A 14070-nucleotide genomic window follows, 5' to 3' on the forward strand; every position below is an offset into this window, starting at 1 on the left:
TGCACTTGGCGGTGTTGTGGTCATGCTGACCCGATGAGATCCCGCCTCCCCGCGTACCTTTTACGTCGTTCGGCGTGCTGCGGCTGACCGGGAGATACGAATGACCGCCCTGTTCGACCTGACCGGTCGCACCGCGCTGGTGACCGGCGCCGCGCAGGGCATCGGCCTGGCGATCGCCGAGGCTTTGGCGGGTGCCGGCGCCACGATCGTCCTCAACGGCCGCACGGCGGAAACGCTCGACCGCGCCGCCGCGCGATTGCGGGATGGCGGCGCGAGCGTGACGACGGCGGTGTTCGACGTCACCGACGCGCGCGAGGTTCGCCGGTGCGTCGACGCGCTGGAGGACGGTGGCACGTCCATCGACATCCTCGTCAACAACGCGGGCATCCAGCGCCGCCGTCGGCTCGACGAGTTCGACCCTGACGATTGGGACGCGGTGATGCGAACCAACGTCGACGGCGTCTTCTATGTCAGCCAGGCGGTGGCGCGACACATGATCCGGCGCGGGCGCGGCAAGATCATCAACATCGGCAGCGTGCAGAGCGAGCTCGCGCGTCCGACGATCGCCCCGTACACGGCATCGAAGGGCGCGGTTCGCAACCTGACCCGTGGCATGTGCGCGGACTGGGCGCCCCTGGGGCTGCAGGTCAACGCGATCGGCCCCGGCTATTTCGCGACACCGCTCAACAGTGCGCTGCGTGATGATCCGGCCTTCGATGCCTGGCTGCGACAGCGTACCCCCGCGGGACGTTGGGGCAAGCTGGAGGATCTGCACGGCGCGGCGGTGTTCCTGGCGTCGTCCGCATCGGATTTCGTCAACGGCCAGACGCTGTATGTCGATGGCGGCATGCTGGCGGTGGTCTGAGCCGATGGGAGAGAATGCGATGGAAGGTTCGGGCAAGACCGCGGTCGTGACCGGCGGTAACGACGGGCTCGGGCGCGAGATGGTGCTGGCGCTCGCGCGGCGCGGCTGGGACGTGGCGTTCAACTATCTCGCCGGCGAGGATCGGGCAGACAGCCTCGTGACCGAAGTCAAGGCGATCGGTCGTCGCGTTCTGGCGCATCGTTCGGATGTCGGTGTGAAAGTGGAGGTCGACGCATTCTACACCGCGCTGGATGCGTGGGGCGGAACGCCGGACGTGCTGGTCAACAACGCCGGCGTGCAGACATGGTCGCCGCTGCTCGACCTTGCCGAGGACGACTGGGATCGCGTGATCCGGACCAACCTCAAGGGATCCTTCCTCCACACGCAGACGGCAGCACGCCGGATGGTCGCCGCCGGCAAGGGCGGTGCGATCGTCAATCTCGGCTCCGGGTGCAACCTGTTGGCCTTCCCCAATCTGGTCGATTACACCGCGTCAAAGGGCGGCATCGAACAACTGACCAAGGTTGCGGCGCTCGAGCTCGGGCCCCACGGCATCCGGGTGAATTGTGTCGCCCCCGGCGCGATCGAAACGGATCGCACCCGTGCCGAAGTCGACGACTATGCCGGCCGCTGGTCGCCGCTCACGCCGCTGCGACGAGTCGGCACCGTTCAGGATGTCGCGGCCGCGGTGGTGTGGCTGGCCGGACCCGAATCAGCGTTCGTGTCCGGACAGACGCTGTTGGTCGACGGTGGCGTGTTTTCCCAAGCGGTCTGGCCGGCCTACTGATCGCGAGCCGGTCGGGTGTCGGCGCCTCGCTCCCCGCGGACGAGGCGGTCACGGGTCCAGCCGGAGAACTGGCTGGGGCGGCAGGGTTCGAACCTGCGAATGGCGGCATCAAAAGCCGCTGCCTTACCACTTGGCGACGCCCCAACGGGAGCCGGGCTTATAGCGGCGCAGACGCGGGTGAAAACCCCCGGCGCATCGCGACCGTCAAACGACCGCGTGGCGCCAGCCATAGGGATCGGGCGAATGGCCGCGCTGGATCGCGGTGAGGCTGTCGAGCATGCGCTGCGTCAGCTGCCCCGTCCCGCCCGACCCGATCGTGAACCGTCCTTCCTGGCCGACAACGCTGCCGATCGGCGTCACCACCGCGGCGGTCCCGCACGCGAACGCTTCGGTCAGGCGTCGGCTCTCGGCATCGGCGCGCCATTGGTCGAGTGCATAGGGTTCTTCGCGCACCGCGATGCCCTGGTCGCGCGCGAGCTGCAGGATCGAATCGCGGGTGATGCCGGGCAGGATCGTGCCGGTCAGCGGCGGCGTGATCAGGCTGCCGTCCTCGAACACGAAGAACACGTTCATGCCGCCCAGCTCCTCGACCCAGCGGCGTTCGACCGCGTCGAGGAACACCACCTGGTCGCATCCCTGGCGGATCGCCTCGGATTGGGCGAGCAGGCTAGCGGCGTAGTTGCCGCCGCATTTCGCGGCACCGGTGCCGCCTGGCGCGGCGCGGGTGAAGTCGCGCGAGACCCAGATCGACACCGGTCGCGCCCCTCCCTTCCAATAAGCGCCGACCGACGACGCGATCACCATGTAGAGATATTCGGACGACGGCTTCACGCCGAGGAACACCTCGCTCGCGATCATGAACGGCCGCAGGTACAGCGCGCCGCCCTCGCCCTCCGGGATCCACTGACGCTCGGTGCGGACCAGCTGTTCGATCGATTCGACGAAGAGCTCGTCGGGCAGCTCGGGCATCGCCAGCCGGCGGGCAGATGAGCGGAACCGGCGCGCGTTGGCGTCGGGCCGGAACAACGCGGTACTGCCGTCCGCCAACCGGTACGCCTTCAGCCCCTCGAAGATTTCCTGCGCGTAATGCAGCACCGCGGTCGACGGATCGATCGTGAGCGGTGCGCGCGCGGTGATCGCGGCGTCGTGCCAGCCGTCGACCTCGTTGTAGCGGATCGTCGCCATGTGATCGGTGAACACCCGGCCGAAGCCCGGATCGACCAGCCGCGCAGCCCGCTCATTGGCGTCCAGACAGGTCGTGCTGGGTTCCAGACGGAACGATCCGTGGTCCGCGGTTCGGGCAGCGAGCATCGTTTTCTCTCGTGTGACGGGGTGACACGCGGCGTAGGACCGATGTACAAACGGGTCAATATGGCTGCCACAGCACCTTCCGCATCCGCCCTTTTCCTCCGCGAACCCGAACTACGGCGTGGCATGGAACTACTCTATTTCGGGCATGCGCATCTCACCCGTTCGGTCGACGAGGGATTGGCCGCGCAGGGTCTGGGCCGCGCGCATCACCGCGCGCTCTACTTCATCGCGCGCAAGCCCGATCTGACCGTCAGCGAATTGTTGTCGCTGCTGACGATCACCAAACAGTCGCTCGGTCGCGTGCTCAACGAACTCACCGAACGCAATCTGGTGGAGATCCGACCGGGCGAGCGCGACCGCCGCCAGCGGCTGCTGCGGCTGACGATGGATGGCGCTAAGATGGAGAGCGACCTGTTCGAGGCGATCCGGGTCAACATGTCCGCGGCCTATGCGAAGGCGGGTCAGGCCGCGGTGTCTGGCTATTGGGCGGTGCTGGAGGGCATGGTGCCCGAGGACAAGCTCGCCGAACTCAACGGCTTGCGCGCCTGATCGGGCATCGTCGAAGCAACCGGCTGCGGTGTGTGATGGACTTGCACGCCGTCACATCCTAGATCGCCGGCATGCCAGTCTCCGCGCCAGAGGTGATCTCCCTCGGCTGCCGTCTCAACATCGCCGAAAGCGAGACGATCCGGACGCTCCTCGGGGAGCGCGACACGGTGGTCGTCAACAGCTGTGCGGTGACCAACGCCGCGGTGAAGGCGACCCGCGTCGCGATCCGGCGCGCGCGCCGCGATCGGCCGGGCGCCGAGATCGTTGTCACCGGTTGCGCTGCGCAGATCGACCCGGCGAGCTTCGCCGCGATGGCGGAGGTCGACCGCGTCGTCGGCAATGGCGAAAAGCTGCTCCCCGCCGCCTGGACGAGCGCCGTGCCCGTTCTGGTCGGCGACATCATGCAGGTGCGCGACACCGCGCCGCACCTCGCCGCCAGCTTCGCACATCATGCTCGTGCCTTTGTCGAGGTCCAGAATGGCTGCGACCATCGCTGCACCTTTTGCGCGATCCCGTTCGGCCGCGGACCCAGCCGCTCGGTGCCCGCGGGGGCGGTGGTCGACCGGATCGCCGGCCTCGTCGCCGCGGGGCACCAGGAGATCGTGCTGACCGGGGTAGACCTGACCAGCTATGGCCACGACCTGCCCGGCGCACCGACGCTCGGCCTGCTCGTGGAGCGGATCCTGCGCCATGTGCCGGCCCTCGGCCGGTTGCGGCTGTCCTCGCTCGATTCGATCGAGATCGACGACCGGCTGTTCGCGCTGGTGACGCAGGAGCCCCGCGTCATGCCGCATGTGCATCTGTCGTTTCAGGCGGGGAGTGACATGATCCTCAAGCGCATGAAGCGCCGCCACACGCGGTCCCAAGCGGTCGAGATCGTCGCGCGATTGAAGGTCGCCCGACCGGAGCTGGCGATCGGCGCGGACCTGATCGCGGGCTTCCCGACCGAGGACGAGGCGATGTTCGCCGACACGCTGGCGCTGATCGACGACGCCGACATCGTCCACGCGCACATCTTCCCCTATTCGCCGCGTGCGGGCACACCCGCGGCGCGCATGCCGCAGGTCGAGCCCGAATCGCGCCGGTCGCGCGCGCAGCGGCTCCGCGATGCCGCCGCCGCGCGGAAGCGCGCCTGGCTGGCGGGCCAGATCGGCGGATGCCACGACATTGTCGTCGAGCAGCCTGGCGACCGCGGCCATGCGGGCAACTTTGCCGAAGTCCGTCTTTCCGCCCCACTCGTTCCCGCTACCGTCGTCCGCGCGCGGATCGTTGGATCAACCGACACCCATCTCATCGGAAATCTCGCATGAGCACCACTCCCTCCTGGCACGAACGGCTGATCGGCGGCTTCCGCAAGACGTCGGACCGGCTCGTCGGCAACCTCGCGGGGCTCGGCGGCGCTCGGCTCGACGACGCGACCCTCGACGATATCGAGGAGGCGCTGATCGCCTCCGATCTCGGGCCGCAGACCGCGGGCAAGATCCGGGCGCGCCTCGCCGAGGGCACTTTCGAGCGCGACATGGAGGAGCTCGGCATCCGCCTCGTCGTCGCCGACGAGGTCGAGAAGGCGCTCGCCCGCGTGGCCATCCCCCTTGCGATCGAGGCGTTCCCGCGGCCGCAGGTGATCCTGGTGATCGGGGTCAACGGATCGGGAAAGACCACCACCATCGCCAAGCTCGCGCACCTGTTGATGGAGCAGGATTACGGCGTCATGCTGGCGGCGGGCGACACCTTCCGTGCCGCCGCGATTGGGCAGTTGCGGACCTGGGCCGAGCGGGTCGGCGTGCCGATCGTGACCGGCCCCGAGGGCGGCGATGCCGCGGGCGTAGTCTGGGACGCGGTGAAGAAGGCGACCGAAACCGGGATCGACGTGCTGATCGTCGACACCGCGGGGCGACTGCAGAACAAGCGCGAGCTGATGGACGAGTTGGCGAAGATCCGCCGCGTGCTCGGCCGCATCAACCCCGCCTCCCCGCACGACGTCGTGTTGGTGCTCGATGCCACCACCGGCCAGAACGCGCTGAGCCAGATCGAGGTGTTCAAGGAAGTCGCCGGCGTAACCGGGCTGGTCATGACCAAGCTAGACGGCACCGCGCGCGGCGGCGTGCTGGTCGCGGCGGCGGAGAAATACGGCCTGCCGATCCATGCGATCGGCGTCGGCGAAGGGATGACCGACCTGCGCCCGTTCGATGCACGCGAGGTCAGCCGGATCATCGCGGGCGTGGACGCGGGGGTGCGGAAGTGATGCCTACTACTCTCCGCCGAACCATCACGGCGAATACCTCCGCCACAGTCCTTTCATCATCCCGGACTTGTTCCGGGATCCACTGCTCCGCGAGAGCGAAAGCCGTTGATCGAGCGGCACGGTGGACCCCGGAACAAGTCCGGGGTGACGGGTGTATGTGGCGCGTTCAACAATCCCTGCGAAAGCAGGGGCAGCAGGCGGCATGACCCAGCAAACAACTCACTCATCCTCCCCCGGCCTGCGCATGGGCGTCGAATACGGCCCGCTACTGGTCTTCTTCGCCGCCAATTTCCTGCTTCCGGCGCCGGTGGCGATACGCCTTGTCGCGCAGTTCTCGTCGTTCCTGTCCGATATCGATCGGGTCGGGGCGCTGGTGATCGCCAAGGTCATCGTCGCGACTGCGGCGTTCATCCTCGCCACCGCGATCGCGATGATCGTGTCGCAGGCAAAACTCGGCCGCATCTCGCCGATGCTGTGGATCTCGGGCGCACTCGTCGTCGTGTTCGGCGGGCTGACGATCTACTTCCACGATCCGCGGTTCATCCAGATGAAGCCGACCTTCGTGTACACGATCTTCGCCGGGGTGCTCGGCGTCGGGATGCTGACCGGACGACCGCTGCTCCAGGGGCTGCTCGGCTCGGCCTATCCGGGGCTGACCGCGACAGGGTGGCAGAAGCTGACCTGCAATTGGGCGATCTTCTTCGTCGCGATGGCGTGCCTCAACGAGGCAGTGTGGCGATCGACGAGCTGGAATTTCTGGGTCGGGTTCAAGCTATGGGGCGCGATCCCGCTGACCCTGTTGTTCGCGATGGCGAACATCCCGATGCTGATGCGGCACGGGTTGAGTGTGGGCGACGATCCGATCGGCGACGTACCGCCTGAGTGACGTGGTTCACGCAAAGGCGCGATGGCGCGACGAAGAAGAGATTTACCGCGAGAGTGCGAACATCTTGGAGCGGAATGGCACCGCATTGACCAATTCCGTCATCCCCGCGCAGGCGGGGATCCATACTGGCTGATTTCAGTATTTCAGCCGCAACGCTTGCCAGTCTGGATCCCCGCCTGCGCGGGGATGACGAACAAGGTGGCGGGTTCTACTTAACGTCATCCAGCTCTAATCAACGGCGCCGGCTGTCAACTCGTCGGTCCCGCGTGTGTGAGGCTCCGCATCAATCATCTTTGCGCCTTCGCGCCTTTGCGTGAACTCCAGCAACGCCGCTGGAGTTCACGCTCATCCGCCCTCAGGCGGCCGCGTCGAAGCGCTGCCCGACCGTGTCCCAGTCGACAATGTCCCACCACGCCTTCAGATAGCCCGGCCGGTCGTTCTTGTAGGTCAGGTAATAGGCGTGCTCCCACACGTCGTTGCCGAGGATCGGCGTGCCCTTGTCCTTGGCATCGTCCATCAGCGGGTTGTCCTGGTTCGGGGTCGACGTGACCGCGATCTTGCCCGACGCATCGACGATCACCCAGGCCCAGCCCGAGCCGAACTGGCCCGCGCCCTTGGTGTTGAAATCTTCCTTCAGCTTGTCGAGCCCGCCATAGGCATCGATCGCCTCGGCCAGCTTGCCCGACGGCGTGCCGCCACCCTTCTTCATCGATTTCCAGAAGAAGTCGTGATTCCAGAACCCGCCGCCATTGTTGCGCACCAGCGGCGGCTGCGACGAGATCATGCCGAGGATCTGCTCGATCGTCTTGCCCTGCAGCGCGGGGTCCTTCTCGACGCCCTCGTTCAGCTTGTCGGTATAGGCCTTGTGATGCTTGTCGTGGTGGAAGTGCATCGTCTCCGAGCTGATGACGGGCTCCAGCGCGTCATAGTCATACGGCAGCGGCGGCAGTTCGAAAGCCATCGGTTATTCTCCACGGTTCGGGGTTCGGGCTCAACAACGTGTGCCGGCTGCAATGGCTCCGGACGGTTCGTTACGCAACCGCACCCGCGTTGATCAGGTCGTGGCGGCGCAGCGCGTGGCGCAACTGGTCGTAGCTGAGGCCGAGCGCCTCGGCGGTCGACCGCTGGTTGAAGCGGTGTTCGGCGAGCGAGCGCGCCAGCAGGTCGCGTTCGAACCGGGCGACCCGCGACTTGAAGTCGGAGGGGCCGGTATCGCAGGCAACCACCGGCGAGTCCTCGGGCAGCGCGGCCGCGGGCTCGGGCGGCGGCGGTTGGTGGGCGGGCGCGCGGCGGCTCTGCGGGCGATAAGGCGACTGGAAGGGGTCGATCTCGATCGCGTCGACCGGCCCGTCCTCGGTCCAGCGATACACCGCGCGCTCGACGACGTTGCGCAACTCGCGGACGTTGCCCGGCCAGGGGTGGCGGACCAGCGCGTCGAGCGCGACCGGGCCGAACCCGTGCCAGCGATCGCGCCCGATCTCCGACGCCATCCGCCGCCCGAAATGATCCGCGAGCACCACGATGTCCCCGGCGCGTGCACGCAGCGGCGGCAGCGTCACCACCTCGAACGACAGGCGATCGAGCAGGTCCGCGCGGAACTCATACGCATCGACCTTATCGGGCAGATGCTCGTTGGTCGCCGCCACGATCCGGACGTCGACCCGGATCGGCCGCGACGATCCGATCCGCGTCACCTCGCCATATTCCACCGCCCGGAGCAGCCGTTCCTGCGCGCCCATCGACAGCGTGCCGAGTTCGTCGAGGAACAGCGTGCCGCCATCAGCCTCTTCGAACCGCCCCACCCGCGCCTTCGTCGCGCCGGTGAACGAGCCTGCCTCGTGACCGAACAACTCGGCCTCGATCAGCGTCTCCGGCAACGCGGCGCAGTTCATCACCACCAAGGGATGATCCCAGCGTGGGCTCAGCCGATGCAGGCGTTCGGCGACCAGTTCCTTGCCGGTCCCCCGCTCGCCGATCACCAGCACTGGACGGTCGAGCGCCGCCGCGCGCGAAGCATGTTCGAGCGCGTCGAGAAACGCACCTGACTGGCCGATCACCTGGGTCGTTCGTTCCATTGCCAACGTCTGGCGAATATTCCCAACGCTTGGCAAGCGTTAAGTGTAGCGCCCATATGTCACACCCCAGCTAAGTCTCTGTAATACAGCATTTCTGCAAATTGGCACGGCTTCTGCAATGCTGGGTTCATACCGCTGAAGAGGCGGTCGAGGTTCAGACAAAGTCAAGGAGGACACCATGTTCAAATCGGATATCGGACGCACCGTCGCCGCCATCGTCTGCACGATCCTGTTCAGCACCACCTGCGTGCTGAGCGCGGTCGGACCGGCCCAGGCCGGCGCGGGTGCGGCGAACGAGATGGCCGCCCACGCGCAAGCGTGACGGCCATACCGGGGCGGGCCATTTCCCTCGCCCGTCCCGGTCACCATTACCCAGGAGCACCAAGACAGATGGGCATTTTCTCCCGCACCCGCGACATCGTCGCCGCCAACTTCGCCGATCTCCTCGAGAAGGCCGAAGATCCCGCGAAGCTGATCCGCATGATCATCCTCGAGATGGAGGAAACGCTGGTCGAAGTCCGCGCCTCCGCCGCCCGGACGATCGCCGACCAGAAGGAAATGCGCCGGCATATCTCGAAGCTCGAACAGCTCCAGGCGAACTGGACGGAGAAGGCCGAGCTCGCGCTATCGAAGGACCGTGAGGATCTCGCCAAGGCGGCATTGGTCGAACGGCAGAAGGCGGTCGACATGGCCGACCAGCTGAAGATCGAGATCGCGGTGCTCGACGATGCGCTGAGGGCCTCCGAGGAGGACATCGCCAAGCTCCAGAAGAAGTTAAGCGAGGCGCGCGCCAAGCAGTCGAGCGTGCAGACCCGGATGGAAAGCGCGACCAACCGCTACCGCCTGCGCGAGATGTACAACGGACCAAAGACGCACGACGCGTTCAGCCGGTTCGACGTGCTCGAACGCCGCGTCGACGATGCCGAAGGCCGTGCCGATGCGATGGGCCTGGGCCTGCCGAAGACGCTCGACGACGAGATCTCGGAGTTGCGCGCCAGCGACAAGGTCGACGCCGAACTCGCCGCGCTGAAGGCGCGCATGAACAAGGAATCATAAGATGGACGAAGTCCTGTTGCCCGTCCTCATCTGCGGCATGCTGTTCATCGGCCTGCCCTGGGTGATCCTCCACTACGTCACCAGGTGGAAGACCGCCCCGAAGATCACCGACGAGGACGAACGCCTGCTCGACGAGATGCAGATGCTCGCCCGCCGGCTCGAAGACCGCGTCAACACCGTCGAGCGGATCATCGCCGCCGACAATCCCGACTGGAAGCGCAGCATCAGCGCGCCCCAGGGAACCTATCAGATCGATCGGAGGAACTGAGATGTCCGCCAGCCGCACCCAATTCTACCTCGATAAGCAGAACGCCAAGTGGAAGGGCGTCTGCGCCGGGATCGCCGACTATACGGGGATCGAAGTTCTCTGGGTCCGCGTCGCGATGGTCCTGATGACCTTCGCCGGCGGCTTTCCCTGGACGCTGATCGGCTACGGGCTGGTCGCCTGGATGGGCCAGACCAAGCCGATCGGCCTGTACGAGACCGCCGAGGACCAGAAGTTCTGGCAGGGCGTCCGATCGAACCCCAAGCGCTCGACCGCGGAGGTCCGCTCCAAGTTCCGCGACATCGATCGCCGGCTGGCCGACATCGAGCTGCATTACACCAGCCGCAACAGCCAGCTCGCGCAGGAAATCGACAGCCTGCGCTGAACCCATCATCTAAAAGGGGAAGGAATATGGACTGGCCTCTGCTGATCCCGCTGGCGGCGATTACTCTGGGTCCGCTCTCCTGGGTCGCGAATACATGGATCCGTGCCCGCCACGGCTATCCCGTCGAGAACATCATGAGCAAGCATGGCGGAGTGTCCGAAGCGCGCAGATTCGAACTGCTCATCGGCGAGAACACCAAGCTTAACGGCCAGGTTTCCCGACTGGAAGAACGCATCGCGGTACTCGAACGGATCGCGACCGACCCCGCCGAGCGCACCGCGCGCGAGATCGAAGCGCTACGCGGCCGGTAATCGGCTGCCATCGTACCCCCCTCCCCAGAACCGAAAGCGATACCATGAGCCCGCTCCTCATCCCCATCCTTGGCATCTCTTGCGGCCTGCTCGCGATCTTCGGCGGCGTCTTCGTCAAACCGTGGTTCGCCTACCAGCAACGCCGGCTCGAGATCGAGGCGACCAACGTCGCCGAAAAGGCCGCTCAATATGCCGCGCATACCGAACAGCTCGAACAGCGGGTGCGCGTGCTGGAACGGATCGCGACCGATCGCGGCGCGGATCTCGCGCACGAGATCGAACAGCTGCGCGACGAACCTCGCGTACTCGCCGGCCGCGACTGATCCCGATGGTCTTCGCCGATCTTTTCCTGCTGGCGCTCGCGATCGTGGTGGCCGTGCTGGTCGTCCAGAGCCGCCGCGCCCGGCAGGTGCCGACCGAGCCGAGCCTCGCGGAACTTCACACGGCGATGCTGCGCGACGAAGTCCAGCAATTGCGCGAACGCATCCAGGTGCTCGAACGCGTGATCACCGACAACCACGGCAGCGTCGATCTCACCCAGGAGATCGACCGGCTGCGCGACCGCTGAAGGAGGCGGACATGATCGATGCCAATCTCTACCTGACGCTCGCTACCGCATCGCTCGCCGGACTGGCGATGGTAACCACCGCCGGTCTTTCGGGCTGGCGGAGTTGGCTGGCGCTGAAGCATTCGGAGCTCGACCAGGCGCACGGATCCACCTCGCCGGTTCCTACCGCAGGTGCCCGGATCGAGATCGCGGACCTGAAGGAACGCATCAAGAAGCTCGAGGCGATCGCCGCAGGGGTGGACCTCTAACCTCGCCGCTTGTACCCGCCGCGGATGCCAAGCCTCGCCGATGTTCGTGACGAATACGAGTTCCTCGAAGCGGACGATCGTTATCGCCTGCTGATCGACCTCGGTCGCGAGCTGGAAGCGATGCCCGCGGCATTGAAATCGGACGCGACGCTGGTGCGTGGGTGTTCGGCGTCGGTGTGGGTCTACCCGACGGCGCGCGACGACGAGACGCTGCATTTCCTGGCGGATTCCAACGCCGCGATCACCAAAGGCATCATCGCACTCGTGCTATTGGCGGTGCAGGACCGTCCTGCCGGCGAGATCCTCGCGACCGACATCCCCGGTGCCTTGGCACCGTTCGACCTGTCCAAGCAGCTGAGTTCGAACCGGACGCAGGGCATCCCTAACATGATCGCGCTGATCCGCGAGACCGCCGCGCGATACGCGTAGTCGGGACTGTTACCACTACCGTTACCCCCGGACTTGATCCGGAGCCCCGCTACCTCTTGGACGGCCGCACAGCGGGACCGCGGATCAAGTCCGGGGTGACGGACCTTCTAGGCGAACAACTTTTACGCCCAACCGCTCTAACACGTCTCCGAGCTGCGCCCCGGCGGGCACGATCAGCCACTCGCCCGCCGCCCCCGAATCGACCACCACCACCGCGTTCTTCGGACAAACCCCTAGGCATTTGCTCTCGACGATCCCCAGCCGCGAACGCCGTCCCTTCTTCAATCCCAGCGCGCGCCGCAATGCCTTAACGAGCGACGTCTTGCCGCCCTCGCCGAAGCCGCCACCGATCTTCTTCGAACATTTGCCGCAGACCAGCACCGCGCCTTCCCAGTCGCTGCGTACCGTCTTCAACGCGAGCCCCTCTTCAACGCGGGCGCCACTCGCGCTGTTCGTCGGCGCTCCGCAGGATCTCATAGGCGGCCTGAACCGCCTGAAACTTTACCGCGGCATCCGCGTCGCCCGGACGCACATCGGGGTGGTTCTCCTTGGCGAGCTTGCGCCACGCGGCTTTGATCGTGTCGAAGTCCGCGTCGCTGTCGACCCCGAGCGCTTCGAGCGCATGGAGTTCGTCGCGCGTCCGCGTACCGTCGCCCGGTCCGCCCCAGGCATAGTGTTTCGCATTGGCATAGCCCGACGCGTCGCGGGTCTCGTCGGACTCGCGCGCCGCGGCTTCCTCCGCCGACAGACCTTCGAAATAATTGTACCCGCGGTTGTACTCGCCCGCGTGCATCTCGCAGAAATACCAGCGATCGGGGCTGTTGGGCGATTTCGGCGCGGGGCAGTTCCCCGGCTCTTCGCAGCCGTGGCGATCGCACAGTCGCACCGTTGTCGTCTCGCGACCCGACCCATAGCCGCGCCACCGCGGGAAACCCCAGTCGTTCGATCGAGACGATGTTCGCGCCATCCCTGCGACATAGGCTGCGGACCCGCCAGCGCAACCCGCCTTTGTTGCAACACGGCGAAACCCAGCAACGATATGTAATGTTGGCGAAACGAGCGGGGCGGGTTGGCAGCCGCCAGCAACAAAATGACGCACTGCGGCGCGATCCCCGATGCTATGCGATCCTATATCTATGCATAGCCGATCGACAGGAGTTCCGGTGCCGACACCACGATCCATATTCTCGACGTGGCGGGCCGATCTTCCCGCGTCGATCGTCGTCTTCCTGGTCGCCCTGCCCTTGTGCCTCGGCGTTGCTCTGGCCTCGGGCGCACCCCTGTTCGCCGGGGTGATCTCCGGCATGGTCGGCGGCATCGTCATCGGGATCCTGTCGAAGGCGCCACTGTCGGTGAGCGGCCCCGCCGCTGGTCTGACCGTGATCGTGCTCGCCGCGATCGAGAGCCTACCGAGCTATCAGGTTTTTCTGCTCGCGGTGGTGCTCGGCGGCGTGCTCCAGCTGGCCTTCTCGTTCACGCGCGCGGGCATACTTGCCGAATTCGTGCCCTCGTCGGTGATCACCGGCATGCTCGCGGCGATCGGCCTGATCCTGATCCTCAAGCAGATCCCCCACGCGGTCGGCTATGACAAGGAATCGGAAGGCATCTTCCAATTCACCACTGCCGACGGCATCAACACCTTCGCGCGGGTGTGGGACAGCCTCACCGGCAGCCTGACCCCGGGTGCGGTAATCATCGCGCTGGTCAGCCTCACCTTCCTGTTCTGGTGGGACGCGGCGCGGCCGAAAGAGGGCTTCCTGAAGTTCGTGCCGGGGCCGCTCGTGGTGGTCATCATCGGCGTGGTCGGCAACATCCTGCTCGGCCTGCTCAAGCCCGAGTGGCAGCTCGGCGCCCAGCATCTCGTCCAGGTGCCGGTGGTCGACAGCCTGTCCAAGTTCCCGTCGCTGTTCACCTTCCCGGATTTCTCCGCGATCGGCAGCGCCGCGGTGTGGACCACCGCAGCGACGCTCGCGATCGTCGCCAGCCTCGAATCCTTGCTGAGCGTGAAGGCGGTCGACGAGATCGATCCACGCCGCCGCACCACCGACAAGAATTGGGAGCTGATGGCGCAGGGCGGCGGCAACATCGTC

21 protein-coding genes and 1 tRNA gene are annotated in these 14070 nt (G+C 66.1%); 16 read left to right on the forward strand and 6 right to left on the reverse strand.

Annotated features, from left to right (window positions below):
- Positions 1-100: 100 nt before the first annotated feature.
- Together ACFE77_RS10310 and ACFE77_RS10315 are read left to right on the forward strand one after the other, a co-directional pair.
- Positions 101-865 (forward strand): glucose 1-dehydrogenase, encoded by a 765-nt coding sequence (locus ACFE77_RS10310; protein ID WP_375421552.1) that lies wholly within the window; start codon positions 101-103, stop codon positions 863-865.
- Between the two features lie 19 nt (positions 866-884).
- A complete protein-coding gene (locus ACFE77_RS10315) occupies positions 885-1652 on the forward strand; it encodes an SDR family NAD(P)-dependent oxidoreductase (protein ID WP_375421553.1) in 768 nt (255 codons plus the stop codon).
- A 69-nt stretch (positions 1653-1721) separates the two neighbouring features.
- Here the strand turns inward: ACFE77_RS10315 and ACFE77_RS10320 are convergent.
- Positions 1722-1796, reverse strand: a tRNA-Gln gene (locus ACFE77_RS10320).
- Positions 1797-1856: 60 nt separating this feature from the next.
- Positions 1857-2963: a branched-chain amino acid aminotransferase gene (locus ACFE77_RS10325; RefSeq protein WP_375421554.1), complete on the reverse strand. Its 1107-nt coding sequence runs from the start codon at positions 2961-2963 to the stop codon at positions 1857-1859.
- 60 nt (positions 2964-3023) lie between these two features.
- Here ACFE77_RS10325 and ACFE77_RS10330 point away from each other — a divergent pair, with 60 nt between their 5' ends.
- The 4 genes from ACFE77_RS10330 to ACFE77_RS10345 all read left to right on the forward strand — a co-directional run bounded on the left by ACFE77_RS10330 (position 3024) and on the right by ACFE77_RS10345 (position 6643).
- Positions 3024-3512: a MarR family transcriptional regulator gene (locus ACFE77_RS10330; RefSeq protein ID WP_375421555.1), complete on the forward strand. Its 489-nt coding sequence runs from the start codon at positions 3024-3026 to the stop codon at positions 3510-3512.
- 71 nt (positions 3513-3583) lie between these two features.
- Positions 3584-4822, forward strand: coding sequence for a tRNA (N(6)-L-threonylcarbamoyladenosine(37)-C(2))-methylthiotransferase MtaB (gene mtaB, locus ACFE77_RS10335; protein ID WP_375421556.1), 1239 nt, complete (start codon positions 3584-3586; stop codon positions 4820-4822).
- A complete protein-coding gene (ftsY, locus tag ACFE77_RS10340; protein WP_375421557.1) occupies positions 4819-5757 on the forward strand; it encodes a signal recognition particle-docking protein FtsY in 939 nt (312 codons plus the stop codon). The genes mtaB and ftsY overlap by 4 nt, the downstream gene beginning before the upstream one ends.
- Before the next feature lie 202 nt (positions 5758-5959).
- Positions 5960-6643: a septation protein A gene (locus ACFE77_RS10345; RefSeq protein WP_375421558.1), complete on the forward strand. Its 684-nt coding sequence runs from the start codon at positions 5960-5962 to the stop codon at positions 6641-6643.
- Between the two features lie 355 nt (positions 6644-6998).
- Here ACFE77_RS10345 and ACFE77_RS10350 read toward each other — a convergent pair whose 3' ends face one another.
- Complete coding sequence (locus tag ACFE77_RS10350) at positions 6999-7604, reverse strand: superoxide dismutase (RefSeq protein WP_375421559.1); 606 nt, start codon at positions 7602-7604, stop codon at positions 6999-7001.
- A 70-nt stretch (positions 7605-7674) separates the two neighbouring features.
- Positions 7675-8718: a phage shock protein operon transcriptional activator gene (gene pspF / locus ACFE77_RS10355; protein ID WP_375421560.1), complete on the reverse strand. Its 1044-nt coding sequence runs from the start codon at positions 8716-8718 to the stop codon at positions 7675-7677.
- A 178-nt stretch (positions 8719-8896) separates the two neighbouring features.
- On the opposite strand from pspF, the gene ACFE77_RS10360 reads away from it, so the two are divergent.
- The 9 genes from ACFE77_RS10360 (at position 8897) to ACFE77_RS10400 (ending at position 11980) form a co-directional block, all read left to right on the forward strand.
- On the forward strand, positions 8897-9040 hold the full coding sequence (locus ACFE77_RS10360) for a hypothetical protein (protein ID WP_375421561.1): 144 nt from the start codon (positions 8897-8899) through the stop codon (positions 9038-9040).
- Between the two features lie 68 nt (positions 9041-9108).
- Positions 9109-9774, forward strand: coding sequence for a phage shock protein PspA (pspA, locus tag ACFE77_RS10365; protein WP_375421562.1), 666 nt, complete (start codon positions 9109-9111; stop codon positions 9772-9774).
- 1 nt (position 9775) lies between these two features.
- Positions 9776-10042 (forward strand): envelope stress response membrane protein PspB, encoded by a 267-nt coding sequence (gene pspB, locus ACFE77_RS10370; RefSeq protein ID WP_375421563.1) that lies wholly within the window; start codon positions 9776-9778, stop codon positions 10040-10042.
- 1 nt (position 10043) lies between these two features.
- Positions 10044-10424 carry an envelope stress response membrane protein PspC gene (gene pspC / locus ACFE77_RS10375; protein ID WP_375421564.1) on the forward strand — a complete coding sequence of 127 codons (381 nt, stop codon included), beginning with the start codon at positions 10044-10046 and terminating at the stop codon, positions 10422-10424.
- A 26-nt stretch (positions 10425-10450) separates the two neighbouring features.
- Complete coding sequence (locus ACFE77_RS10380; RefSeq protein WP_375421565.1) at positions 10451-10735, forward strand: hypothetical protein; 285 nt, start codon at positions 10451-10453, stop codon at positions 10733-10735.
- Between the two features lie 44 nt (positions 10736-10779).
- Positions 10780-11058 carry a hypothetical protein gene (locus ACFE77_RS10385; RefSeq protein ID WP_375421566.1) on the forward strand — a complete coding sequence of 93 codons (279 nt, stop codon included), beginning with the start codon at positions 10780-10782 and terminating at the stop codon, positions 11056-11058.
- Between the two features lie 5 nt (positions 11059-11063).
- Positions 11064-11303 (forward strand): hypothetical protein, encoded by a 240-nt coding sequence (locus ACFE77_RS10390; RefSeq protein ID WP_375421567.1) that lies wholly within the window; start codon positions 11064-11066, stop codon positions 11301-11303.
- An 11-nt stretch (positions 11304-11314) separates the two neighbouring features.
- Positions 11315-11551 carry a hypothetical protein gene (locus ACFE77_RS10395; protein ID WP_331041381.1) on the forward strand — a complete coding sequence of 79 codons (237 nt, stop codon included), beginning with the start codon at positions 11315-11317 and terminating at the stop codon, positions 11549-11551.
- A gap of 24 nt (positions 11552-11575) precedes the next feature.
- A complete protein-coding gene (locus ACFE77_RS10400; protein ID WP_375421568.1) occupies positions 11576-11980 on the forward strand; it encodes a SufE family protein in 405 nt (134 codons plus the stop codon).
- An 84-nt stretch (positions 11981-12064) separates the two neighbouring features.
- Here ACFE77_RS10400 and ACFE77_RS10405 read toward each other — a convergent pair whose 3' ends face one another.
- Both ACFE77_RS10405 and ACFE77_RS10410 read right to left on the reverse strand, forming a co-directional pair.
- Positions 12065-12394: a hypothetical protein gene (locus ACFE77_RS10405; protein ID WP_375421569.1), complete on the reverse strand. Its 330-nt coding sequence runs from the start codon at positions 12392-12394 to the stop codon at positions 12065-12067.
- Positions 12395-12407: 13 nt separating this feature from the next.
- The gene (locus tag ACFE77_RS10410) at positions 12408-12947 is read right to left on the reverse strand and encodes a J domain-containing protein (RefSeq protein ID WP_375421570.1); all 540 of its coding nucleotides are present in this window, start codon (positions 12945-12947) and stop codon (positions 12408-12410) included.
- A 196-nt stretch (positions 12948-13143) separates the two neighbouring features.
- Between ACFE77_RS10410 and ACFE77_RS10415 the strand changes: the two genes are divergently transcribed.
- A partial coding sequence (locus ACFE77_RS10415; RefSeq protein ID WP_375421571.1) for a SulP family inorganic anion transporter occupies positions 13144-14070 on the forward strand: 927 nt, incomplete at its 3' end.

Source organism: uncultured Sphingomonas sp. (genome assembly GCF_964243315.1).
Classification (GTDB): Bacteria; Pseudomonadota; Alphaproteobacteria; order Sphingomonadales; family Sphingomonadaceae; genus Sphingomonas.

Coding starts and splice junctions, on each gene's coding strand:
- ACFE77_RS10310 (WP_375421552.1), top strand. CDS start 101: ATGACCGCCCTGTTCGACCTGACCGGTCGCACCGCGCTGGTGACCGGC.
- ACFE77_RS10315 (WP_375421553.1), top strand. CDS start 885: ATGGAAGGTTCGGGCAAGACCGCGGTCGTGACCGGCGGTAACGACGGG.
- ACFE77_RS10325 (WP_375421554.1), bottom strand. CDS start 2,963: ATGCTCGCTGCCCGAACCGCGGACCACGGATCGTTCCGTCTGGAACCC.
- ACFE77_RS10330 (WP_375421555.1), top strand. CDS start 3,024: ATGGCTGCCACAGCACCTTCCGCATCCGCCCTTTTCCTCCGCGAACCC.
- mtaB (WP_375421556.1), top strand. CDS start 3,584: ATGCCAGTCTCCGCGCCAGAGGTGATCTCCCTCGGCTGCCGTCTCAAC.
- ftsY (WP_375421557.1), top strand. CDS start 4,819: ATGAGCACCACTCCCTCCTGGCACGAACGGCTGATCGGCGGCTTCCGC.
- ACFE77_RS10345 (WP_375421558.1), top strand. CDS start 5,960: ATGACCCAGCAAACAACTCACTCATCCTCCCCCGGCCTGCGCATGGGC.
- ACFE77_RS10350 (WP_375421559.1), bottom strand. CDS start 7,604: ATGGCTTTCGAACTGCCGCCGCTGCCGTATGACTATGACGCGCTGGAG.
- pspF (WP_375421560.1), bottom strand. CDS start 8,718: ATGGAACGAACGACCCAGGTGATCGGCCAGTCAGGTGCGTTTCTCGAC.
- ACFE77_RS10360 (WP_375421561.1), top strand. CDS start 8,897: ATGTTCAAATCGGATATCGGACGCACCGTCGCCGCCATCGTCTGCACG.
- pspA (WP_375421562.1), top strand. CDS start 9,109: ATGGGCATTTTCTCCCGCACCCGCGACATCGTCGCCGCCAACTTCGCC.
- pspB (WP_375421563.1), top strand. CDS start 9,776: ATGGACGAAGTCCTGTTGCCCGTCCTCATCTGCGGCATGCTGTTCATC.
- pspC (WP_375421564.1), top strand. CDS start 10,044: ATGTCCGCCAGCCGCACCCAATTCTACCTCGATAAGCAGAACGCCAAG.
- ACFE77_RS10380 (WP_375421565.1), top strand. CDS start 10,451: ATGGACTGGCCTCTGCTGATCCCGCTGGCGGCGATTACTCTGGGTCCG.
- ACFE77_RS10385 (WP_375421566.1), top strand. CDS start 10,780: ATGAGCCCGCTCCTCATCCCCATCCTTGGCATCTCTTGCGGCCTGCTC.
- ACFE77_RS10390 (WP_375421567.1), top strand. CDS start 11,064: ATGGTCTTCGCCGATCTTTTCCTGCTGGCGCTCGCGATCGTGGTGGCC.
- ACFE77_RS10395 (WP_331041381.1), top strand. CDS start 11,315: ATGATCGATGCCAATCTCTACCTGACGCTCGCTACCGCATCGCTCGCC.
- ACFE77_RS10400 (WP_375421568.1), top strand. CDS start 11,576: ATGCCAAGCCTCGCCGATGTTCGTGACGAATACGAGTTCCTCGAAGCG.
- ACFE77_RS10410 (WP_375421570.1), bottom strand. CDS start 12,947: ATGGCGCGAACATCGTCTCGATCGAACGACTGGGGTTTCCCGCGGTGG.